An 18,402-nucleotide genomic window follows, 5' to 3' on the forward strand; every position below is an offset into this window, starting at 1 on the left:
ACGGCCACCAAACATGCAGGCCCTCAACAGAGTACGGCCACACACGCACTAGACGCCGTACGGTCACGAGCCCGAGGCGGCCGGGACCCGCCGGTGACCCGAAGACCGGTCCCCCGGCACGGACAAGGGAGCATGCTGGGGCATGCCGCACGACCTCACGCCCGACGCCACGCCGACCCCGCGAGCTTTCGATCATCCGGACTCCGCTCACCTGCTCCGCGCCTACGCCGTCGAGCGACGCGCGATAGTGGGCTTCGGCGCGTGCTCGCACACCTCGAATCCCTTGCCGACACCCAGGGCATCCGACGGATCCTGCTGGAAACAGGCTCCTACAACCGAGCAGCCACCCAGCTCGACCCGTCCGCCGGATACGACCCGATCCCGCCCTCTGTGCCGGGCAGACCCGACTTCAACAGGGCCTACGCGAAGATCCTGAGCGAGCCCGCGGTTGGGGACCCGGGTACGTGGCGCTCAGCGTGAGCTGACGCAGACGACGTAGCGGCGCTCGTCGTAGACGACGCCGCGGTCGCCCGCCGTGCAGACGTTCACGTCCGTGGTGTCGTGGCGGATCTCGAGGACGCGGACCCGGCCGGGAACGGCGGCAGCGCATTCCACGTGCCGGACCGCGTCGCCGGACAGGTCCAGGCAGCCGCCGACCGTCCAGTCGATGTCCAGGCACAGAGTCTCCTGGACGCCACCGGGGAGCGTGCGCGCCTGGGAGCGGTCGACGTCGCCCGGGCAGTGACCGCCCGCCGACGCCAATTGCGTCACTTTGTAGTGAGAATTCGCGCTTCCGCACGCGGCCTGCTGAATATCGGATGCGCCCACATCCACGCAATCGCCGACACTCAGATCCACCCGGGGAATCCGGGACGCGGATTTACTCAATGTGGACGCCACACCGCCGGATAGCTCGAGAATAGTACCCAGCGGCTGAGTTGCCGAAACCTCGGACAGCGAAGCAGTTGCGGGAGAATCATTCTCGGGCGGTCCGGACAGCCGCGCACCGAACCCCGCGATGACGGAAAGCGCGCCGTAGAAGGCCCCAGCCAGGGCGAACACCGCCACTACCGACACACCGGCCACGGCAATGCTCTTTCGACGCGCCATCTGTGTTGTTCCTACTCATCCGCTGGGCGCCCCGACCGACACCCCACTCGCCTGACAGTTCTTACACGGCCGGACACGAACGTGTCGAATTGTGAATCTGCGCAGTTTTACAGCAGAAAGCTGGTCCAGCGCCCAATTCGGGACGGATAACTCTCCGCCGGAAAAGGGTGCTAGGGTCTGCCCGATCTCACTGGCGGACACCACGGTTCGTGCCCTCGCGCACGCCGGTCGGCCGCGCAGTCTTCGTCATGCGTAAAGGAAATCCCTGATGAAACTCGGTCACTTCCCCGCTACCGCGCTCCTGGTCGGCGCCGCCGTCTGGATCTCCTCCGGAGCCGTCGCCGCGCAACCGACGGCACCGGCGCCCCAGGCCACCGCGTCCGGGGTCGAGCAGTCCGTGCGCTACGAAGCGACCCTCACCGAGTTCTCCCGGGTGCTGACCACCACCGTCTCCGGCGGCACCTTCACCACCACCGACGACAACACCGCGGTCACCCTCACCTCCGACGCGGGCGAGGTCGTCGCCCGCATTCCGCTCACCTACCAGATCTCCGGTGCGACAATGCGAGTCGCGCAGACGATCTCCGACGGCGGTCGCCACCTCGTGCTCGCCCCGCAGGCGAACGCCACCGAGATCGGCGAGATGCAGACCATCAGCCCCATGTCCCAGCTGACGAACGAGATCAACCGCAACGTGGTCGGCGTGGTCGTCGGCGGCCTCCTGGGCGGCCTCATCGGCACGGTGCTCGGCTTCGGTTTCCTCAGCATCATCACCGGCCCCGTCGGCCTGGTCCTCGGCGCGATCGCCGGCGGCTACGCCCTGGGCGGCCAGCCCTTCCTCGACGCCGTCACCGCCGTCGTCAGCGGCCGGCCCTGATCCGCCTCCTCGCCGACGATCGACACCGCCACCGCGCAACGCGCCGCGCCCGCGTCGCTGCCATCGCGGCGGCGCGACGCGGGCCATAGTGGTCGTATGGCTAACCAGACCACGGTCGCTGCCGCGTTCGAACCTCTGCTGCGAGCCAGCTTGGGACCGCGCCCCGCGATCGGGTTCGAATTCTGGGACGGCAGCGCGATCCTGCCCGAGGGTGCGAGCCCCGGCACCATGCGCGTGCGATCCGCGGAGGCGCTGCGTCACCTGATCTGGTCGCCCGGTGAGCTCGGGCTGGCGCGCGCCTTCGTCTCCGGCACCGTGGATCTGGACGGCGACATCTTCCGGATGCTGCGGGCGCTTCAGTCCACCGCGCCGAACGACGCCCGCCTCGGTCTCGGCGCGGCCTGGCAGGCCATCGGCGCGGCACGGCAACTCGGCGCACTCGGGCGCCGCCCGCAGCCTCCCGCGGAGGAGGCACGGCCGCGGCGCGGACCGCTGCACACCAAGCGCCGCGATGCGGCGGCGATCAGCCATCACTACGACGTCGGCAACGACTTCTACCGGCTGGTCCTCGGTCCGAGCATGACCTACTCGTGCGCGCGGTTCGTGCCGGAGGACGACGGCTCCCTCGAACACGCCCAGCGCGCCAAACACGACCTGGTCTGCCGCAAGCTGGGTTTGCCCGAGCGGTCGGGCATGCGCCTGCTCGACGTGGGCTGCGGCTGGGGATCCATGGCCATGCACGCGGCCTCGACCTACGGGGCACAGGTCGTCGGTGTCACGATCAGCAGTGCTCAGGTCGAGCTGGCGCGGCGGCGAGTCGCCGAGGCGGGATTGTCGGACCGGGTCGAGATCAGGCTCGCCGACTATCGGGACCTGCGCGGCGAGACGTTCGACGCCATCTCCTCGATCGGCATGTTCGAACACGTCGGCTCCCAGCGCGCCGCCGAGTACTTCGACACCCTGCGCGCCCTGCTGCACCCCCATGGACGACTGCTCAACCACGCGATCTCCGCACCGGGCGGCTCGGTCATGCAGAAACGATCCTTCATCGGACGCTACGTGTTCCCGGATGGTGAACTCGTCGATGTGGGCGAGGTCGTCCTGGCGATGCAGCGTGCCGGCTTCGAAGTCCGTGATGTCGAGGCCTTGCGCGAGCACTACGCGCGCACCCTTCGCCAGTGGGTCGCGAATCTGGAAAACGGTTGGGAACAGGCGGTTTCCCTCGTCGGCGACGGCCCCGCCCGAATCTGGCGACTCTATATGGCCGCCTCCGCGCTGGGCTTCGAGGACGGCGGACTCGGAATCCACCAGGTACTGGGCGTCGTCCCGGAACCGACAGGAGAGGCCGACATGCCCGCGACCCGGCGCGCCTGGGGATAGATCGCGGGACAGCCCACCGCGGGCGATACCCCGCCGGGGTGGCCGATATCGTCCCGAATATCGGCCACGATCTGCGGTAGGTGAATCCGGAACAGATCGTCCTCCCCCGGGTTCTTGATGATCGTCGAAACCCCCGACCAGATCCGGGCCTGACTCCCCGCACTGCGCGGCACACTCCGGCGGGGCCACCTCCACTACTTCCACCGTTGGCCGGAGCGTGTCGTTCGAGTTCAGCCCACCCGAGCGCGGTCGGCGGTGGCGCGGACATCGCCAGGTACCGTTGGCCGGTGAACCCAGCTGACGCGCGCATCCTCCAAGACGGCGATCTCGAGACCCGCGAGGAGAATCTGCGACTGCTGCTCGCGCGGGCGGCCGACGGCGACGCCTCGGCCGCGCAGGCATTGCGCACGTTGGTCCGCGACTATCCCGACTATCACCGCGCGCTGTACAGCCGAGCCCTCAACCGGGCCGCGGTCTTCGGCGACGACACTCTCCGGGAGCCACTGCTGGCGGCACTGGCCGACACCCGGTACAACTGCCAGGCGTGGGCGGCGATGGGCTGCGCGGCGCTCGGATTCCGGGAGGCGGTGCCCGGCCTGATCGCGATGCTGGATCATTCCCAACAGCTGGCGCGAGAGCAAGCGGTGATCGCGCTGGGCGTACTAGGCGACGAGTTGGCCGTCCCGGCGCTCACTCCCGTGCTGGGCGACTCCATCGCGGGGATGCGCGAGCGGGCCGCCGAGGCCCTCGGCCGGATCGGCGGCGATGCCGCCCTGGCCGCGCTCTGGGACGAATTCGAGAATCGCCGGTACTACCGCATCGGCTATATCGCCAGCGCGCTGTCCACCTTCACCCCGGAGGTGATCCCACGGCTGCGCGACGCGGCAGGCAGCGACGACCCGGACCAAAGGTATTGGGCGGCAGTCGCACTCGGCTCGACCGGCGACGACCGTGCCGTGCCGACCCTGGAACGGCTGATGGCCAACGACCGTGGTTCGACCGTCTTCGACGGCATGGTGAGCGTCGCCGCGAAGAAGGGCCTGCGCACCCTGCGGCGGATCCAGGCCGCGATCGCCGCGCGCGAATCCTGACTCCGATCCAGCCGGGCACGACCCGCGGCGAGCCTGCCGGAATCGTCGGCCGCCGCCACATCGTGGAATGGAACCGGACGCACCGAGACCTAGCGCTTGAAGGCGTCTTTGATCTTGGCGCCGGACAGTTTCAGGTTTCCTCTGATTTGATCGGCCCGGCCTTCCGCCTGGAGGGTTCGGTTACCGGTGGCCCGACCGAACACCTTCTTGATCTTGCCCTTGGTCGCCTCGGCGGAATAGGCGATCTTCTTGCTGATACTCATGGCACTTCTTCCTCGGGCCTGCACCGCCGACGAGCCGGCAACGCCTCCGAATTCATGGTCGTGACAGGCGTCGGCGACCATCGTGTCGTTACCAGTCAACGCGCCCCATCCACCGGAGTCAACGGCGTCTGTCCTGCACCGACCGGTCGAGCGCGGCGTCGGCACAGGCGCGCCCGCGCCGCCGGTCAGGTCGGCGGATGGTCGGCGGTACCGCGTTCGTCGAGTTCGCGCTGCAGGTTCGAATTGATGCGCTGCGCCTCGGCGAGTTGGTCCTCGAGAATCACGATCCGGCACGACGCCTCCAGCGCGTTGCCCGCATCGACGAGTTCGCGGACGCGGGCGGCGATGCGCAGCTGGTAGCGCGAGTAGCGCCGGTGCCCGCCCGCCGAACGTTGTGGAGTGAGCAGCCGTGCGGCGTCGAGGCCGCGCAGGAACGCCTGGGTCACGCCGAGGATCTCCGCGGCGCGGCCCATGCTGTAGGCGGGGTAGTCATCGTCGTCGAGTTTGTCCGCCGGGCTGGTGCCGTCGGCGGGATTGATGTTCGGGTGCTGCACGAGACCTCTCGGATTCAACGCCGGAAGGCCCCGGCGCACTGAGCGCCGGGGCCGTGATTACGACTGAGGGATTGATTTCACTTGCGTACACCGGCCACCGAGGCCGGTCTGAGACACCGCATCCGACAACTCCCGGGATGCGGGACTGGTAAATGACTACTCAGTGGCCACCACCTCCAATTCGTCGGTTCTACTGCGGTCGTGCGGGGGGTCTTGCGGTCTTCGTCCCCTCCGGCGGTCCGGCCGAGTGCACCGGATTCGCTTCTCCGCCGGAGGGGACGGTCGAACTGTCATCCCGGGCAGTTCGCCTGCCCGGCCACCTGACTTCATCTTGCAACGACACCGACTGTATACCCAGTCATCGATAATGTCTACACCCGCCGCTACAGATTTCTTCGACCCGCAGCAGCGCTATCCGGTCAGCGCCGCGGGGGCGGCGGCACGCCGTCCATGATCTCGGTCCACCAGGTGTCCAGCGGGCTGGGGTCGGGCCAGATCGCACTCGGCTCGACCCTCGCGACGGGGTCGGTGTGCCGGTCAGTAGGCGAAGCAGGAGAAGTCGTCGTCGACACAGGGAACACTCCAGGCTTGGTCGATACGGTCGGACAGATCAGCGGTGTCGACCGCATGCTCGCCGACGCGCACTGCGGTGACATCGAGGCCCAGGTCACGGTCGGCGGTGCAGACGAAGGTCTCCTGATCGGCACGATCGGCCTGGGTGGCTGTCGGTAAGACGGTCATCGGATCCTCCTCAGCGATCGGACGGATGGGTCTTGCGGTGGCCGGGCGGACCGGCCACCGGGAAGTCGACTTCGGGTCATCGGAAGAGTCGTTCGCGACGTTGTCGATACACATCACCTCTCTTTCGCTTCCCCTCGTCACACCGGGCGAGGTCGGGTGGCGGGAGCGAGGCCGACATCGTCGACCTCCACCCCGGCTCAGGCGTCGATGGCCTGGAGTTCGCTGTCGCGGGAGATCTCGATCTTGCGAGGCTTGGCCTTCTCCGCCACCGGAACCGACACACGCAGAACCCCGTTCCGATAGTCGGCACGAATCCGATCGGTATCCAGACTCTCCCCCAAGAACAACTGACGACTGAACACCCCACGCGGACGCTCCGCGGCGATCATCGACCGATCCGCATCCAGACCCGGCCGCGACGCACGCACCGTCACCACATTGCGCTCGACATCCAGATCCAAAGAGTCCGGATCGATCCCCGGCAGATCGAACTCGACCACGAACTCGTCCCCCTCACGCCAGGCATCCATCGGCATCGCCGCCGGCCGCGCCGCCGTGCCGAACACCTGCTGGCTCCACCGGTCCAGATCACGGAAAGGATCGGTGCGCATCAACATGGCCGCCACCTCCAACTCACTCCATTCTCGATAGGATCGTCGCCAGATAACCTCTGTCATTCGACATAGATATTATTTAGCACTCGACCCAGATGAGTGCAAGCAGCAGAACCAAGTAATCTGATACAGAACCACAGAATCGAGGTGAAGGCGCCGATGATCTCCCCGCACGACCCGATACCGGCAGCACAGGCGGTGTACGCGATCTCCGTAGCCGCGGAACTGGCGGGCATCGGGGTACAGACCCTGCGCCTGTACGAACAACACGGCCTGCTCACCCCCGCTCGCAGCGCCGGCGGCACCCGCCGCTACAGCGGCGACGACCTCACCCGCCTACATCGCATCACCACCCTCACCGGCGAGGGCATCAACCTGGCCGCGGTGGCCCGCATCCTCGAACTCGAAGACACCGTCGCCACACTGCGCGCCGAACGCGATCGACTGCGCTCCGAACGGAAATCGCCCCGCGCGTAAGCGCCCTAGCCGGCGGCAGCGTGCTCCGGCCCCCGCTTGTGCGCGACCAGGGCGTCGACGAGGTAGGTGTGCACCGGTAGCCAGGCGGACAGACCGGCGATGGCAATGACGCGGTCCACGACCGAAGGCACCGGATTCACCAGACTGACCCCGACTCCCTCGGCCATGGCCTGTTGCGCACCGGCCGCCAGGTCCAGAACGGCGCGGCAGCCGAGAAATCCCGCGTCGCCGATGTCGACGACGAGGTGGCCGGTCTCGGCGGCGGCGAGGAAGGCGGCATCGAGCATGCGTCGCCACCGCGGGAGCGTGTAGGCGTCGACCTCACCGCAGACGTACAAGATCACCGCGTTGGGCCGGGCGACCAGTTCGCCCTGCAGCCGCGCGCACACCTCGGCGGGCTCGCCGGGAAGGGGCGGAAAGTGGTTTCCGCCGTGACGGGAGTGGACGCTCACGAGTCCTCGAATTCTCGGGGCACCGGTGCAGGCCCCGAATGCACGATCGGCCCTGTTTCATCAAGGACGGTCGCCGCCTCGATTCCACCACTGTCAGCCCTCGGTGTCAGCGACTGTGACAGCACTGTTGCCGCATAGGATCGGCCCCGTGGCTACGCGGCTGGTGCAGATCCATATGAAAGCTCGCGATGACGGTGCGCTCGGACGGTTCTGGGCGGCGGCGCTCGGTTGGGAGACGGGCAGGGAGGCGCCGGGGGTGACCAATCTCGAGCCCGAGGACTTCGCCTATCCCGATCCGAGCGCGGTCTGTATCGATGTGGTGGCCGATCCCGCGCCCAAGACGGTGAAGAACCGCGTGCACATCGACCTCGCGACCATTTCGGCGACCGAGCAGACGGAGCTGGTCGCGCGACTGCGGGCGCTCGGTGCGACGCCCGCGGACGTGGGCCAGGGCGAGGTGCCGTGGACGGTGCTCGCCGACCCCGAGGGCAACGAATTCTGCGTGCTGGAGCCTCGGGCGGTCTACCGGGGCACCGGGCCGATCGCCGCGGTGGTCGTCGACTGCGTCGATCCCCGGGCCATGGCGGAGTTCTGGGGCGAGGCGATGGACTGGACCGTGCACGAGGTGTCCGACGATCACGCGACACTGCGCTCCGCCGTCGGCGTCGGCCCCTATCTGGAGTTCCTCCGCACGCCGGAGCCGAAGACCGTGCGCAACCGCATCCACCTCGACCTGCGGCCCTATCCGGGCGACGACCACGCGGCGGAGGTGGAGCGGCTGCGGACCCTGGGCGCGACCGATCTCGACATCGGCCAGGGCGAAGTGCCGTGGACCGTCCTGGCCGACCCCGAGGGCCACGAATTCTGCGTGCTCACCCCGGCCTGACGGCAGCACACCACTCGTCGGGACAGCTCCCGGCCTCCAGCAATCGAGCGAACATCGTGTGATTGCGCCGTTATCCGCCCCTGATACGTTCGAAAAGAGGCTGGTACCGGGCGGATTGCGATCCACAATGGAGGCGTCATGAGCGTTTTGTCCGACGACTTGCAAACTCTCAGCTACGAATCGTACGTCTATCTCTACTCGCTGGTGACGATGGAGGTGACCCGTCAGCAGCAGACGAACTCACCCGCCGGTTCCACCCCCGGTTTCGGACCTCCGAACCAGTTCCACCACATGCGCCAGTTCCCGGATGTCGAGTTCCGCGCGGTCGTGCGGCCGAACTTCGACACGCTGTACTCGTCGGCCTGGCTGGATCTGACCCGCGGCCCCGTCCTCGTCCACGTTCCCGACAGCGACGACCGCTACTACATGCTCCCGATCCTGGACGCCTGGACCGATGTGTTCGCTACCCCGGGCAAGCGGACCACCGGCACCGCCGAACAGGACTTCGTCATCGCCGGCCCCGGCTACCGCGACGAGCTGCCCGCCGACGTCACGGTGATCCGCTCCCCCACGCCTCATGCCTGGATGATCGGCCGTACCCAGACCAACGGGCCCGCCGACTACGCGGCGGTGAACAAGTTCCAGGACGGACTGCGGATCACCGAACTGGCCGACCCGCCCCCGTTCGAGCCGGATCCCGCCCTGGTCACCGAAACCGAACCATTGCGGCAGGTCGATACGATGTCGGCGACCGAGTTCTTCGATCGCGCCGCCGCCGCACTGAAAGCCGACCCGCCGCACAGCACCGATTTCTCCCAGCTGGCACGGATCGCGCTGCTGGGCATCGTGCCCGGGCAGGACTTCGACGCGACCCGCTTCTCCCCCGAGGAGCTGGAAGCGATCGAGGCGGGTGTCGCCGCGGCGCGCGCGGCGGTGGCCGCGGCAACGCCTCACCTGGCTCCGCCGGTCAACGGGTGGGTGAGCGTGCACGGCAACATCGGCGTCTATGGCAACGACTACCTCAAACGATCTGCCGTCACGCTGGTCGGGCTGGGCGCCAACCCGCCCGAGGACGCGATCTATCCGCTGCTGACCGCCGACGCCGACGGCGAACCGCTCGTCGGCGACAACGACTACGTGATCCACTTCGACGCGGGGAAACTGCCACCGGCCACGGCGTTCTGGTCGATCACCATGTACGACGCCGAGGGCTTCCAGATCCCCAACGAACTCGATCGCTTCGCCATCGGCGACCGAGATCCCTTGCGGTACAACGCGGACGGTTCACTCGACATCTCCGTCTCCCGCAAGAACCCGGGCCCCGACCTCGAATCGAACTGGTTGCCGGCGGCGAGCGGCCCGATGGGCATCACCATGCGCCTCTACGCGCCGCGCTCCGAAGCACTCGACGGCACCTGGGCGCCGCCACCGGTTCAGCGGCGCAAGGACTGAGCACCGCCGCGGCGCACGGCATAGATCACGATGCCGAGCACGACGACGCCCGCCCCGGCCAGCACGGAGATGGCGGGCAGCGTGCAGGCCAGGACCGCACACCCGAGCAACCCGATGACCGGCACCCACCGCGGCGGGCGACCCTCCGACGAGGTCAGCGTCCACGCGGCCGCGTTCGCCACGGCGTAGTAGAGCAGCACGCCGAAGGAGGAGAATCCGATCGCGGCCCGGATGTCGGCCGTGGCCGCGGCGACGGCGACGATCACCCCGACCGTTACCTCGGCCCGGTGCGGCACCGCGAAGCGCGGATGCACCGCCGCCAGTCCGTGGGGCAGGTGGCGATCCCGGGCCATCGCCAGCGTCGTGCGCGACACACCGAGAATCAAGGCCAGGAGCGATCCGAGTGCGGCCACCACGGCACCGACCCGAACCACCGGCTCGAGCCACCCGGCGCCGGCGACCCGGACGACCTCGGTCAGCGGTGCGCTCGCCCGCGCCAACCCCTGCGGCCCCAGCACGACCACGGCCGCGACCACGACGAACGCGTACACCACCAGCGTGATGGCCAGCGCCAGCGGAATCGCGCGCGGAATCGTGCGCGCCGGATCGCGGACCTCCTCACCCAGCGTGGCGATCCGCGCGTACCCGGCGAACGCGAAGAACAGCAGGCCCGCCGCCTGCAGCACCCCGAATACGGTGACCTCGGAGCCGAGTTCCAGCCGCGCGAACTCGGCGGACTCGGACGTGCACGCCGCGACCACGACCGCGGCCAGCACCGCCAGCACGATCGCTACGATCACCCGGTTCAGCAGCGCCGATTTCTGGACACCGCGGTAGTTCACCGCCGTCACCGCCACGACCGCGCCGACGGCCACCGCGTGCGCGTGCGCCGGCCACGCATAGGTGCCCACGGTCAACGCCATCGCCGCGCACGAGGCGGTCTTGCCGACGACGAAACACCAGCCGGCCAGGTAGCCCCAGAATTCGCCGAGCCGTTCGCGCCCGTACACATACGTGCCACCGGAGGCCGGGTACCGAGCGGCCAATCGCGCCGAGGAGGTCGCGTTGCAGTACGCGACCACGGCCGCCACCGCGAGCCCCACCAGCAACCACGATCCGGCCGAGCGTGCCGCCGGTGCCAGGGCCGCGAAGATCCCGGCGCCGATCATGGCGCCCAGCCCGATCATGACCGCGTCGGTGACCCCCAGGCTGCGGCGCAGGCCGGTCGGCGTTGTGTCGGACACCTTGCTCCCGTCTCGGGTGATCGCGATATCCATCAAATTCATTTGATGGGTTCGGTGTTATCCTGGATCGGTGACGTCGACTCGTCAAGCTGTTCCACCGTTTGTTCATCTGGCCGCCCATCCGGTGCGATGGCAGTTGCTCAGAGAACTCTCGGGCAGCGACTGTCGCGTCCGCGACCTCGCGACCCGCCTCGACCAGCCGCAGAACCTCATCTCCTACCATCTGCGTCTCCTGCGGGAAGGCGGGCTGGTCACCACGACGCGCAGCAGCCACGACGGCCGCGACAGCTACAACCACCTGGATCTGGACCGGTGCGCCGCCCTGCTCACCGCCGCGGGCCCCGCACTCCACCCCGCGTTGCGCCTGCACCCGCACGCGCCTGCCTTCGATCCGCCGTCGACACCGGCGGTGCTGTTCGTCTGCACCGGCAACAGCGCCCGCTCGGTGATCGCCGAAGCGCTGCTGCGCCACCGAGGTGACCACCGGGTCGACGCCGTCAGCGCGGGCACGCGCCCGAAACCGGCGATGCACCCCGCCACGATCCGGGTATTGCGCGAGGAGTTCGGCATCGACATCAGCGGACGATCTCCCCGCGCGCTGACCGAGGTCGACGACACCCGATTCGACGCGGTGATCACCCTGTGCGACAAGGCCCGCGAGGTCTGCCCCGACTTCGGCGAGAATCCCCGCCACCTGCATTGGAGTATCCCCGATCCGGCGGCAGCGGGCGAGAACTACCCGCTCTTCCGCGCCACCGCGAGCGAGATCGACACCCGCGTTCGCTACCTGCTGCCCACCCTCACCGTCCGCACGAAAGGAAGTGCGTCATGACGTCCTCCACCGAATATGTCGGCGTCCGCTATCTCGTCGACGACGTCGCGGCCGCCATCGAGTTCTATACCGGCACACTCGGTTTCACCGTGCACATCAATGCCGCACCCGCATTCGCCGACGTCGTGCGGGGATCGCTGCGGCTGCTGCTGTCCGGACCGGCCAGCTCCGGTGCGCGGGCCACCCCCGCCGACATCGCGACGCCCGGCGCCAACCGTATCCATCTGATCGTCGACGACCTGGCTGCCGAGGTCACCCGCCTGCGCGACAACGGCGTCGTCTTCCGCACCGACATCGTTTCCGGGCCGGGCGGCAGTCAGATCCTGCTCGCCGACCCCGCGGGCAACCTGATCGAATTGTTCCAGCCGGCCGCCCACCCGCCGGGCCGCCACTGACCGAGGCCATGGTGCCCGCGCGGTCGCTCCGCCTAGTCGTGACCGGCGGAGCGCGTAGCCGGGGAGCCGCCGTCCATGATGTCGAGCCACCAGGATTGCAGGGGGCTCGGATCGGGCCAGTCCACGAACGGTGTCTCGGGGGCGGGTTCGGGGCGCGTGGGGTCCGCGTCGAGTTCATCGGTCATGACGGAGGTCTCTCGATAATGCCGCGGCGGCCGAGGGCGCATACGCGGTCAGCCGATATCGGGCAAATGGTGGCCGACGCGGCCGACCGCGTGCAGGATCTGGGCGTTCGCCACGTCGTCCGGGGTGTCGGCCGCGATCACCAGCAGGGTCAGGTGGACGCCGTTCACGCCGACGAGGTGCATGGTGTCGGGCAACTGGCCGATGTCGGGGACCCGCAGATCGATGCCGTCGTCGTGGTCGATGCGGCGCTGGTTGCGGCTGGTCACGTTCCAGTCGAAGCTGATTCGCGCCGTCTGGCCGAGGCGGGGCGTGAGGGCGCTGATCAGATCGTGGAGTTCGGCGGTGAGGTTCACCGTCCGGGGCCACCAGGCGCCGTCGAACAGCTCGGTGTGACTTTCGCTGCCGCGCAACAGCAGTCGCGGGGTGCGGGTCGGCACCGGGAAGGGCTGCCGGTCGCCGCCCATCGCCTGGTGATCGGTGATGGGCCGCGGACTGTCCGCGGGCTCTGGCTCGGACTCGGCGGGGTCTGCTTCGGCCGCGGCCATCAAGGACTGGTGGGCGACCCGTTCGTCGGTGTCGGACGGAATCACCTGTAGCACCAGCATGCTCGCGTCGCGCCCGAACACATACATCGTGTTCCACAGCTCGAAGTGATAGGAATCCAGCCGGACGGTCTCTCCCGCGACGGTGATCCGCGCGGGCGCCGAGGCCCAGCACGACGGGTCGTACACGACCCGCCAGACCGGGCCGAGCCGCACGCTCAGCACCGCGAGCAAGTCGGGAAGTTCGGCGGCCAGGTCGGTCGAACGCGGCCACCAGGCACCGTCGATGTAGCGGTCTCCCGCGGAGCGTGACCGCATCCGCAGCCGCGGCGTGTAGAGCGGGGGAACCTGGTGGCGGGCGGGTGCCGCGGCGGGATGATGAGTTTCGCGAACGCGCATGTCGATCGGTCCTTTCGGCCGGGATCCGAGGAATCGGTATCAGCTCCGGGGACCTGTACACCTCCAGTAGACGCGCGAATCCCGCGCTTGTCAACGTTGTAGGTCTACACTGGCAACGACAACCGAAGCAGACGGAGGTGCCCTCATGACCGAGGCTTCGACCGATGGCGCCCGCCGTCCCCCCAGCGCGGTGACCAGGGATTCCGTGCTCATCGCGGCGCTGATGATCGTCGATCGCGACGGCGTCGCCGCGCTGTCGATGCGGCGGCTGGCCGAGGCGGTCGGCCGGGACCCGATGGTGATCTACCGCCACCTGCCCAACAAGGCCGCGGTGCTCGACGGCGTAGCCGAGTTGGTGTTCGAGCAGTTGATGGTCGACGCCGACGATCCGGACTGGGCCGCACAGCTGCGTGCGGTCGCACGCTCGTTCCGCGCCCTGGCGCTCGCCCACCCGAATGTGGTCCCGCTGCTGGTGACCCGGCCGTTGTCGACCCCGCTCGGCATGCGCCCGATCGCGGTGGTCCGGCCACTCGAGAACATCCTGCGGCTGCTCACCAACGCCGGTTTCGCCGGCGCCGACGCCCTGCACATCTACCGCGCGCTGTTCGGATTCCTCTACGGCCACGTGCTCAACGAGCTCCAGGAGGTGATCGAGCGGCCGGAGGAGTCCGACGAGGTCCTGCGCCTCGGCCTGCACCGTTTGCCGATCACCGAATTCCCGCTGGTGCGCGAACTCGCCCCGGTGCTGGCCGCCTACGATGGCGCGGCCGAACTCGAGCGCGGCCTGGACATCCTGCTCACCGGTCTCACCGCGACCCTGACCTACCCCGCGGGCTGACACCCGCCGGCTCGGCCCCGCCCTCGGACTCCCACCGCTGCTCGGCGGACTCGCCGTCGAGGTCGGCCGGGACCACTCGCAGGTGGAGCCGGTAGCCGTCGACGCCGAGCACATCGACGGTGTGCGGGCGCATGTAGTGATAGCCGTCCAAGCGCACCCGATGACCCCGATTGTCGAAAGTACGTGCGGTGGCCGACCATCGCCGATGTTGTAGCTCAGCCGATGAATCGGTCCGCGCCGGGTCTCGAGCCGCGCCAGCAGGTCGGGCAGCTCGGCGACCAGGTCTGCGCCGTGCGGCCACCAGGTCGTCGAGGCGTCCGCGTGTGGTCCGGCCGATATCCGCGTCATGATCCGGCGCTCCTGTCCCGGCTCGCGCCGACTCCGTCGCACGGCAGTCACCGCGGAGGTCTATGTCGTTAGTCTACGCTGTAGACGTCGGTTGTAGGAGTACGTAGAATCACTATTACGACCAGGCGAGGACCCTCATGGCCATTACCGAAGTCGCGGTTTACGCGCACCTGAGCAGAGCCGATGTCGAGGCGCTCGGCGAGGAACTCGACGCGATCCGTCGCGATATCGAGGATCGGCGCGGCACCCCCGACGCCGACTACATCCGGCGCACGATCGCCTTCCAGCGCATCCTCGACGCGAGTGCGCGGTTGCTCCTGGCGAGCAGCGGCTCACGACTGGGCTGGCTCGTCGGCACCTCGGCGCTGGCCGCGGCCAAGAGCATCGAGAACATGGAGATCGGCCACAATGTGTCGCACGGCCAATGGGATTGGATGAACGATCCCGAGATCCATTCCCGCACCTGGGAATGGGACATGGCCGGGGTGTCGTCGCAATGGCGCTACTCGCACAACTACCGCCATCACATGTTCACCAACGTGGTCGGCATGGACGACGACGTCGGCTTCGGCGTCATCCGGGTGACCAGGGACCAGCAATGGCGCCCTCGCCTGTTGCTGCAACCGCTGCAGAACCTGCTCCTGGCAGCCACTTTCGAGTGGGGCATCGCCCTGCACGGCCTGTACTCCGAACGCGACCGCGCCGCGACCGACGCCGAGAAGACCGCGCACACCAAGGCTTTGGTCCGCAAGATCGGCAGGCAGGCCGCCAAGGACTACCTGTTCTTCCCGATCCTCAGTAGACGGCGCTGGCGCCGCACCCTGACCGCCGACATCGCCGCCAACGCGCTGCGCAACATGTGGGCCTATGTCGTGATCTTCTGCGGCCACTTCCCCGATGGCGCAGAGAAGTTCACACCGGAAGCGATCGAGCACGAAACCCACGGTGAGTGGTACCTGCGTCAGATGCTCGGCACCGCCAACTTCGACGCGGGCCCGATCCTGGGCTTCCTCAGCGGCCATCTGTCGCATCAGATCGAGCATCACCTCTTCCCCGACCTGCCCAGCAACCGCTATGCCGAGATCGCGGTGCGGGTGCGCGCGCTCTGCGACAAGTACGACCTGCCCTACACCACGGGCCCCCTGCCCAAGCAGTACCTGCTCACCCTGCGCACGATCAACAAGCTCGCCCTCCCCGACTCGTTCCTGCTCGCGACCAGCGACGACGCGCCCGAAACCGCGTCCGAGCGCAAGTTCACCACCGTGACACCCGCCGAGCCCGGCGCGATCCGGCGCGGCCTGCGCACCGCCTTGCGCTCGCGGTAGGTACCCGGTCTCGGTGCACCAACCTTCGATGAGCACCGATGCCGTCTGCCCCATCGCGGCGGTACCGACCTCCCGGGATTCCTGTCACTGATGCGCGGCGTGCCTGGGGCTCCGCGCCTCTCCCTTGCGCACCGGCGCGGAAAGACCCGAGCCTCGCCCGCCCGGCGCCGGCCAGTCCTGCGGGATGCCCAAGATGGCGCTCACGCCGCGGATCGCCGACAGCACCGCGTGCAGGTCGTCGAATCCCTGTCCGAAGGCTTCGGTGCGGTCGTCGATGCGGAAGGGGCACAGGCAGGTGTGGGGGCTGTACGGGTCGCGGCGGGGGCGACCGAGCACGATGACCACGGGGCCGGCGGCGGTGTCGACGGCTCGTGCGCCCAGAGGCGGGCCGAACTCGCGGGCGTGCGCGGCGGGGGCGCCGCCGATGCGGGGGCGGGCGGCCACGGGTTCACGAGGCCGATGGGGGTCGTCCGCGTTGTCCGGGGAGCCGAATCGGGCTGTCGCACTGTGGATGTCGATCAGGGCCGCGTAGACCGCCGACAGCCGGTCCGGGCCGCGGACTCGATGAGTGCGCGTACCCGCGACGCGATAGGTGCAGTGCCAGTCCTGTGTCATGGCGTCCTGCCGGGGATCGGCGATCTCCACCCCGAACTCACGGTCGCCGTCGCGGACGGTGCTCGCCACGACTACTTCGCCCAGCTCACTGTTCACAGTTCCTCCTAGGGGTCCAGCGAAAAGTCGCGCCGTCGGGCCAGATGTGCCCGTAGTGCGCAGGGAGTTCGCGCCGCGCCCGGGCGCAGATGGGTGCGATCGCGATGCTCGGCCGTCAGCGGACGGTGACCACCCGGGAATGCCGGCCGGTGGCGCCGTCGGGGAACGGCGCGGCGCGGGTCTCGGTCTGGACGACACCGGTGCCGTCCACGGCACGGACGCGCAGGGTGTGCGTACCCGGCATGGCATCCCACGTCCAGGTCCACTGCCGCCAGGTATCGAGGGAATAGGCCGTGGCCAGCGTGGCCTGCCGCCACGGTCCGTCGTCCACCTGCACCTCGACGGCGGTGATCCCGCGGCCCTGTGCCCAGGCGACGCCGGCCACGGTCACCGGTCCGGCGGCGAGGTTCGCGAACGCGGCGGGGACATCGATCCGCGACGCGGTCTTGATCGGTGCCCGCTCCGACCAGCCGCGCTCGGTCCAGTACGCGCGGGCCTGGTCGAAGCGGGTGAGTTCGAGGTCGACGACCCATTTGGTGGCCGAGACGTAGCCGTAGAGTCCGGGCACGATCATCCGCACCGGATAGCCGTGGGCGACGGGCAGCGCCGCGCCGTTCATGGCCACCGCGAGCAAGGCGTCCGGGTTGCCCAGGACCGCGTCCAGCGGGGTCCCGGCGGTGAAGCCGTCCACACTGCGCGACAGGATCATATCGGCGCCGGGCGCCGGACCCGCTTCCCTGAGCAGGTCGGTGAGGCGATAGCCGGTCCAGGTGGCCGTTCCGGCGAGCGTGCCGCCGACCTCGTTCGACACACAGGTCAGCGTGATCAGTGATTCGACGGCGCGGCGCGCGCTCAACGCGTCGAAGTCCAGCACGATCTCCCGCGCCACCATCCCGTGGATGCGCAGCCGCCACTGCGCGCGGGTCAGCGCCGGCAGTTGCAACGCCGTGTCGATGCGGTAGAACTCCGCGGCCGGGGTGACGAACCGGGTCAGGCCGGGCACCGGGAGATCCATCTCGGGCAGGACCGGCGGTGCCGGGTCGGCCACGCGCGGCGGCACGAAAGCCGCTCGGTCCGCGCCGATATCGCGCAGTCGGCTACCGATGACGCGCCCCGCGGCGCCCGCGGCCACCGCACCGGCGGTCACTCCCGCGACCGCCAGCAGGAAGCCACGCCGGGTGAGACCATCTCCGGGTCGCCGAGCGGCCGGGACGACGAAAAGCAGACAGAGGGTGGCGATTCCCGCGGCCGTTCCCGCCACCGCGGGTATCGCGAAGTCCGGTCCCGCGGTCGGCCGCAGCACCGCGAGAACAGCGACTGTGGTCCCGAACCCGGCCAGGACGACGGCGCCCCGAGCCGGGCTGCGACGCGCGAGCAATCCGATCAGCGCGGCGGCCGCCACCATGACTACGGCCATCGTGATCGCCAGCGCCAGTTTGTCGTTGGTACCGAACCAGCGGATGGCACTGTCCTTCAACCACTTCGGGGTGTGGTCGACGACGGTGGCGCCCAGCACGAAGAACGGGGAGGCGGCCGGATCGAGAACCGCCGCGACCAGGTGTCCGATGCCGAGCACCGTCGCGGCGGCGGCCGTCGCGGCGAGCGCTGCGGTGGCGCGGCCCAGCGGCCGTGGGGTGTACGCGTTGCGGCGGACCATGCTGTCACTCCTGAGGTATCGAGTGTCG

At 68.9% G+C, this 18,402-nt stretch carries 22 protein-coding genes and 1 pseudogene; 11 read left to right on the forward strand and 12 right to left on the reverse strand.

What is annotated here, in order from left to right; translation table 11 throughout:
* The first annotated feature begins 261 nt into the window (after window positions 1–261).
* A complete protein-coding gene (locus tag ACIO52_RS20885) occupies window positions 262–480 on the forward strand; it encodes a hypothetical protein (protein ID WP_402645977.1) in 219 nt (72 codons plus the stop codon).
* Here the strand turns inward: ACIO52_RS20885 and ACIO52_RS20890 are convergent.
* The gene (locus ACIO52_RS20890; RefSeq protein ID WP_342801905.1) at window positions 472–1,110 is read right to left on the reverse strand and encodes a hypothetical protein; all 639 of its coding nucleotides are present in this window, start codon (window positions 1,108–1,110) and stop codon (window positions 472–474) included. The genes ACIO52_RS20885 and ACIO52_RS20890 overlap by 9 nt on opposite strands.
* 268 nt (window positions 1,111–1,378) lie before the next feature.
* Between ACIO52_RS20890 and ACIO52_RS20895 the strand changes: the two genes are divergently transcribed.
* From ACIO52_RS20895 to ACIO52_RS20905, 3 genes are all read left to right on the forward strand, one after another.
* Window positions 1,379–1,987, forward strand: a complete 609-nt coding sequence (locus tag ACIO52_RS20895; RefSeq protein ID WP_218716086.1) for a hypothetical protein — start codon at window positions 1,379–1,381, stop codon at window positions 1,985–1,987.
* Window positions 1,988–2,083: 96 nt separating this feature from the next.
* Window positions 2,084–3,367 (forward strand): class I SAM-dependent methyltransferase, encoded by a 1,284-nt coding sequence (locus ACIO52_RS20900; protein WP_402645980.1) that lies wholly within the window; start codon window positions 2,084–2,086, stop codon window positions 3,365–3,367.
* Between the two features lie 287 nt (window positions 3,368–3,654).
* Window positions 3,655–4,458, forward strand: a complete 804-nt coding sequence (locus ACIO52_RS20905) for a HEAT repeat domain-containing protein (protein ID WP_402645983.1) — start codon at window positions 3,655–3,657, stop codon at window positions 4,456–4,458.
* Window positions 4,459–4,547: 89 nt separating this feature from the next.
* Here the strand turns inward: ACIO52_RS20905 and ACIO52_RS20910 are convergent, their stop codons facing one another.
* The 4 genes from ACIO52_RS20910 to ACIO52_RS20925 form a co-directional block, all read right to left on the reverse strand.
* Complete coding sequence (locus ACIO52_RS20910; RefSeq protein WP_402646582.1) at window positions 4,548–4,715, reverse strand: CsbD family protein; 168 nt, start codon at window positions 4,713–4,715, stop codon at window positions 4,548–4,550.
* 191 nt (window positions 4,716–4,906) lie between these two features.
* A complete protein-coding gene (locus ACIO52_RS20915) occupies window positions 4,907–5,275 on the reverse strand; it encodes a MerR family transcriptional regulator (protein ID WP_308248328.1) in 369 nt (122 codons plus the stop codon).
* A gap of 537 nt (window positions 5,276–5,812) precedes the next feature.
* Window positions 5,813–6,016 (reverse strand): hypothetical protein, encoded by a 204-nt coding sequence (locus ACIO52_RS20920; protein WP_218716083.1) that lies wholly within the window; start codon window positions 6,014–6,016, stop codon window positions 5,813–5,815.
* Window positions 6,017–6,213: 197 nt separating this feature from the next.
* Entirely contained in the window at window positions 6,214–6,633 is a 420-nt protein-coding gene (locus ACIO52_RS20925) for an Hsp20/alpha crystallin family protein (RefSeq protein WP_402645986.1), read from the reverse strand.
* Between the two features lie 156 nt (window positions 6,634–6,789).
* On the opposite strand from ACIO52_RS20925, the gene ACIO52_RS20930 reads away from it, so the two are divergent.
* Complete coding sequence (locus tag ACIO52_RS20930; RefSeq protein ID WP_218719173.1) at window positions 6,790–7,107, forward strand: MerR family transcriptional regulator; 318 nt, start codon at window positions 6,790–6,792, stop codon at window positions 7,105–7,107.
* Between the two features lie 5 nt (window positions 7,108–7,112).
* Here the strand turns inward: ACIO52_RS20930 and ACIO52_RS20935 are convergent, their stop codons facing one another.
* Window positions 7,113–7,559, reverse strand: a complete 447-nt coding sequence (locus ACIO52_RS20935; protein WP_316574549.1) for an STAS domain-containing protein — start codon at window positions 7,557–7,559, stop codon at window positions 7,113–7,115.
* Window positions 7,560–7,707: 148 nt separating this feature from the next.
* Here ACIO52_RS20935 and ACIO52_RS20940 point away from each other — a divergent pair, with 148 nt between their 5' ends.
* Together ACIO52_RS20940 and ACIO52_RS20945 are read left to right on the forward strand one after the other, a co-directional pair.
* On the forward strand, window positions 7,708–8,445 hold the full coding sequence (locus tag ACIO52_RS20940; RefSeq protein WP_402645990.1) for a VOC family protein: 738 nt from the start codon (window positions 7,708–7,710) through the stop codon (window positions 8,443–8,445).
* Window positions 8,446–8,583: 138 nt separating this feature from the next.
* Window positions 8,584–9,897 (forward strand): DUF1254 domain-containing protein, encoded by a 1,314-nt coding sequence (locus ACIO52_RS20945; RefSeq protein WP_402645992.1) that lies wholly within the window; start codon window positions 8,584–8,586, stop codon window positions 9,895–9,897.
* Here ACIO52_RS20945 and ACIO52_RS20950 read toward each other — a convergent pair.
* Entirely contained in the window at window positions 9,879–11,174 is a 1,296-nt protein-coding gene (locus ACIO52_RS20950; RefSeq protein WP_402645994.1) for an APC family permease, read from the reverse strand. The genes ACIO52_RS20945 and ACIO52_RS20950 overlap by 19 nt on opposite strands.
* A 37-nt stretch (window positions 11,175–11,211) precedes the next feature.
* Between ACIO52_RS20950 and ACIO52_RS20955 the strand changes: the two genes are divergently transcribed.
* Together ACIO52_RS20955 and ACIO52_RS20960 are read left to right on the forward strand one after the other, a co-directional pair.
* Window positions 11,212–11,973: a MarR family transcriptional regulator gene (locus ACIO52_RS20955; protein ID WP_402645997.1), complete on the forward strand. Its 762-nt coding sequence runs from the start codon at window positions 11,212–11,214 to the stop codon at window positions 11,971–11,973.
* A complete protein-coding gene (locus tag ACIO52_RS20960) occupies window positions 11,970–12,368 on the forward strand; it encodes a VOC family protein (protein ID WP_402646000.1) in 399 nt (132 codons plus the stop codon). The genes ACIO52_RS20955 and ACIO52_RS20960 overlap by 4 nt, the downstream gene beginning before the upstream one ends.
* Before the next feature lie 32 nt (window positions 12,369–12,400).
* On the opposite strand, the gene ACIO52_RS20965 is transcribed toward ACIO52_RS20960, so the two are convergent.
* Window positions 12,401–12,553 (reverse strand): hypothetical protein, encoded by a 153-nt coding sequence (locus ACIO52_RS20965; protein WP_218719167.1) that lies wholly within the window; start codon window positions 12,551–12,553, stop codon window positions 12,401–12,403.
* Window positions 12,554–12,601: 48 nt separating this feature from the next.
* Entirely contained in the window at window positions 12,602–13,495 is an 894-nt protein-coding gene (locus tag ACIO52_RS20970) for a DUF5994 family protein (RefSeq protein ID WP_402646003.1), read from the reverse strand.
* Between the two features lie 145 nt (window positions 13,496–13,640).
* Between ACIO52_RS20970 and ACIO52_RS20975 the strand changes: the two genes are divergently transcribed.
* Window positions 13,641–14,333: a TetR/AcrR family transcriptional regulator C-terminal domain-containing protein gene (locus tag ACIO52_RS20975; protein WP_402646005.1), complete on the forward strand. Its 693-nt coding sequence runs from the start codon at window positions 13,641–13,643 to the stop codon at window positions 14,331–14,333.
* On the opposite strand, the pseudogene ACIO52_RS20980 reads toward ACIO52_RS20975, so the two are convergent.
* A pseudogene (locus ACIO52_RS20980) lies at window positions 14,302–14,681 on the reverse strand (DUF5994 family protein). The gene ACIO52_RS20975 and the pseudogene ACIO52_RS20980 overlap by 32 nt on opposite strands.
* A gap of 137 nt (window positions 14,682–14,818) precedes the next feature.
* On the opposite strand from ACIO52_RS20980, the gene ACIO52_RS20985 reads away from it, so the two are divergent.
* On the forward strand, window positions 14,819–16,006 hold the full coding sequence (locus tag ACIO52_RS20985) for a fatty acid desaturase family protein (RefSeq protein WP_402646008.1): 1,188 nt from the start codon (window positions 14,819–14,821) through the stop codon (window positions 16,004–16,006).
* 84 nt (window positions 16,007–16,090) lie between these two features.
* Here the strand turns inward: ACIO52_RS20985 and ACIO52_RS20990 are convergent, their stop codons facing one another.
* Both ACIO52_RS20990 and ACIO52_RS20995 read right to left on the reverse strand, forming a co-directional pair.
* Window positions 16,091–16,717 carry a hypothetical protein gene (locus ACIO52_RS20990; RefSeq protein ID WP_218719162.1) on the reverse strand — a complete coding sequence of 209 codons (627 nt, stop codon included), beginning with the start codon at window positions 16,715–16,717 and terminating at the stop codon, window positions 16,091–16,093.
* Window positions 16,718–16,832: 115 nt separating this feature from the next.
* Entirely contained in the window at window positions 16,833–18,374 is a 1,542-nt protein-coding gene (locus ACIO52_RS20995; protein WP_218719161.1) for a molybdopterin-dependent oxidoreductase, read from the reverse strand.
* Window positions 18,375–18,402: the final 28 nt, after the last annotated feature.

The sequence above is a fragment of the Nocardia sp. NPDC087230 genome (genome assembly GCF_044744725.1).
GTDB lineage: Bacteria > Actinomycetota > Actinomycetes > Mycobacteriales > Mycobacteriaceae > Nocardia > Nocardia canadensis.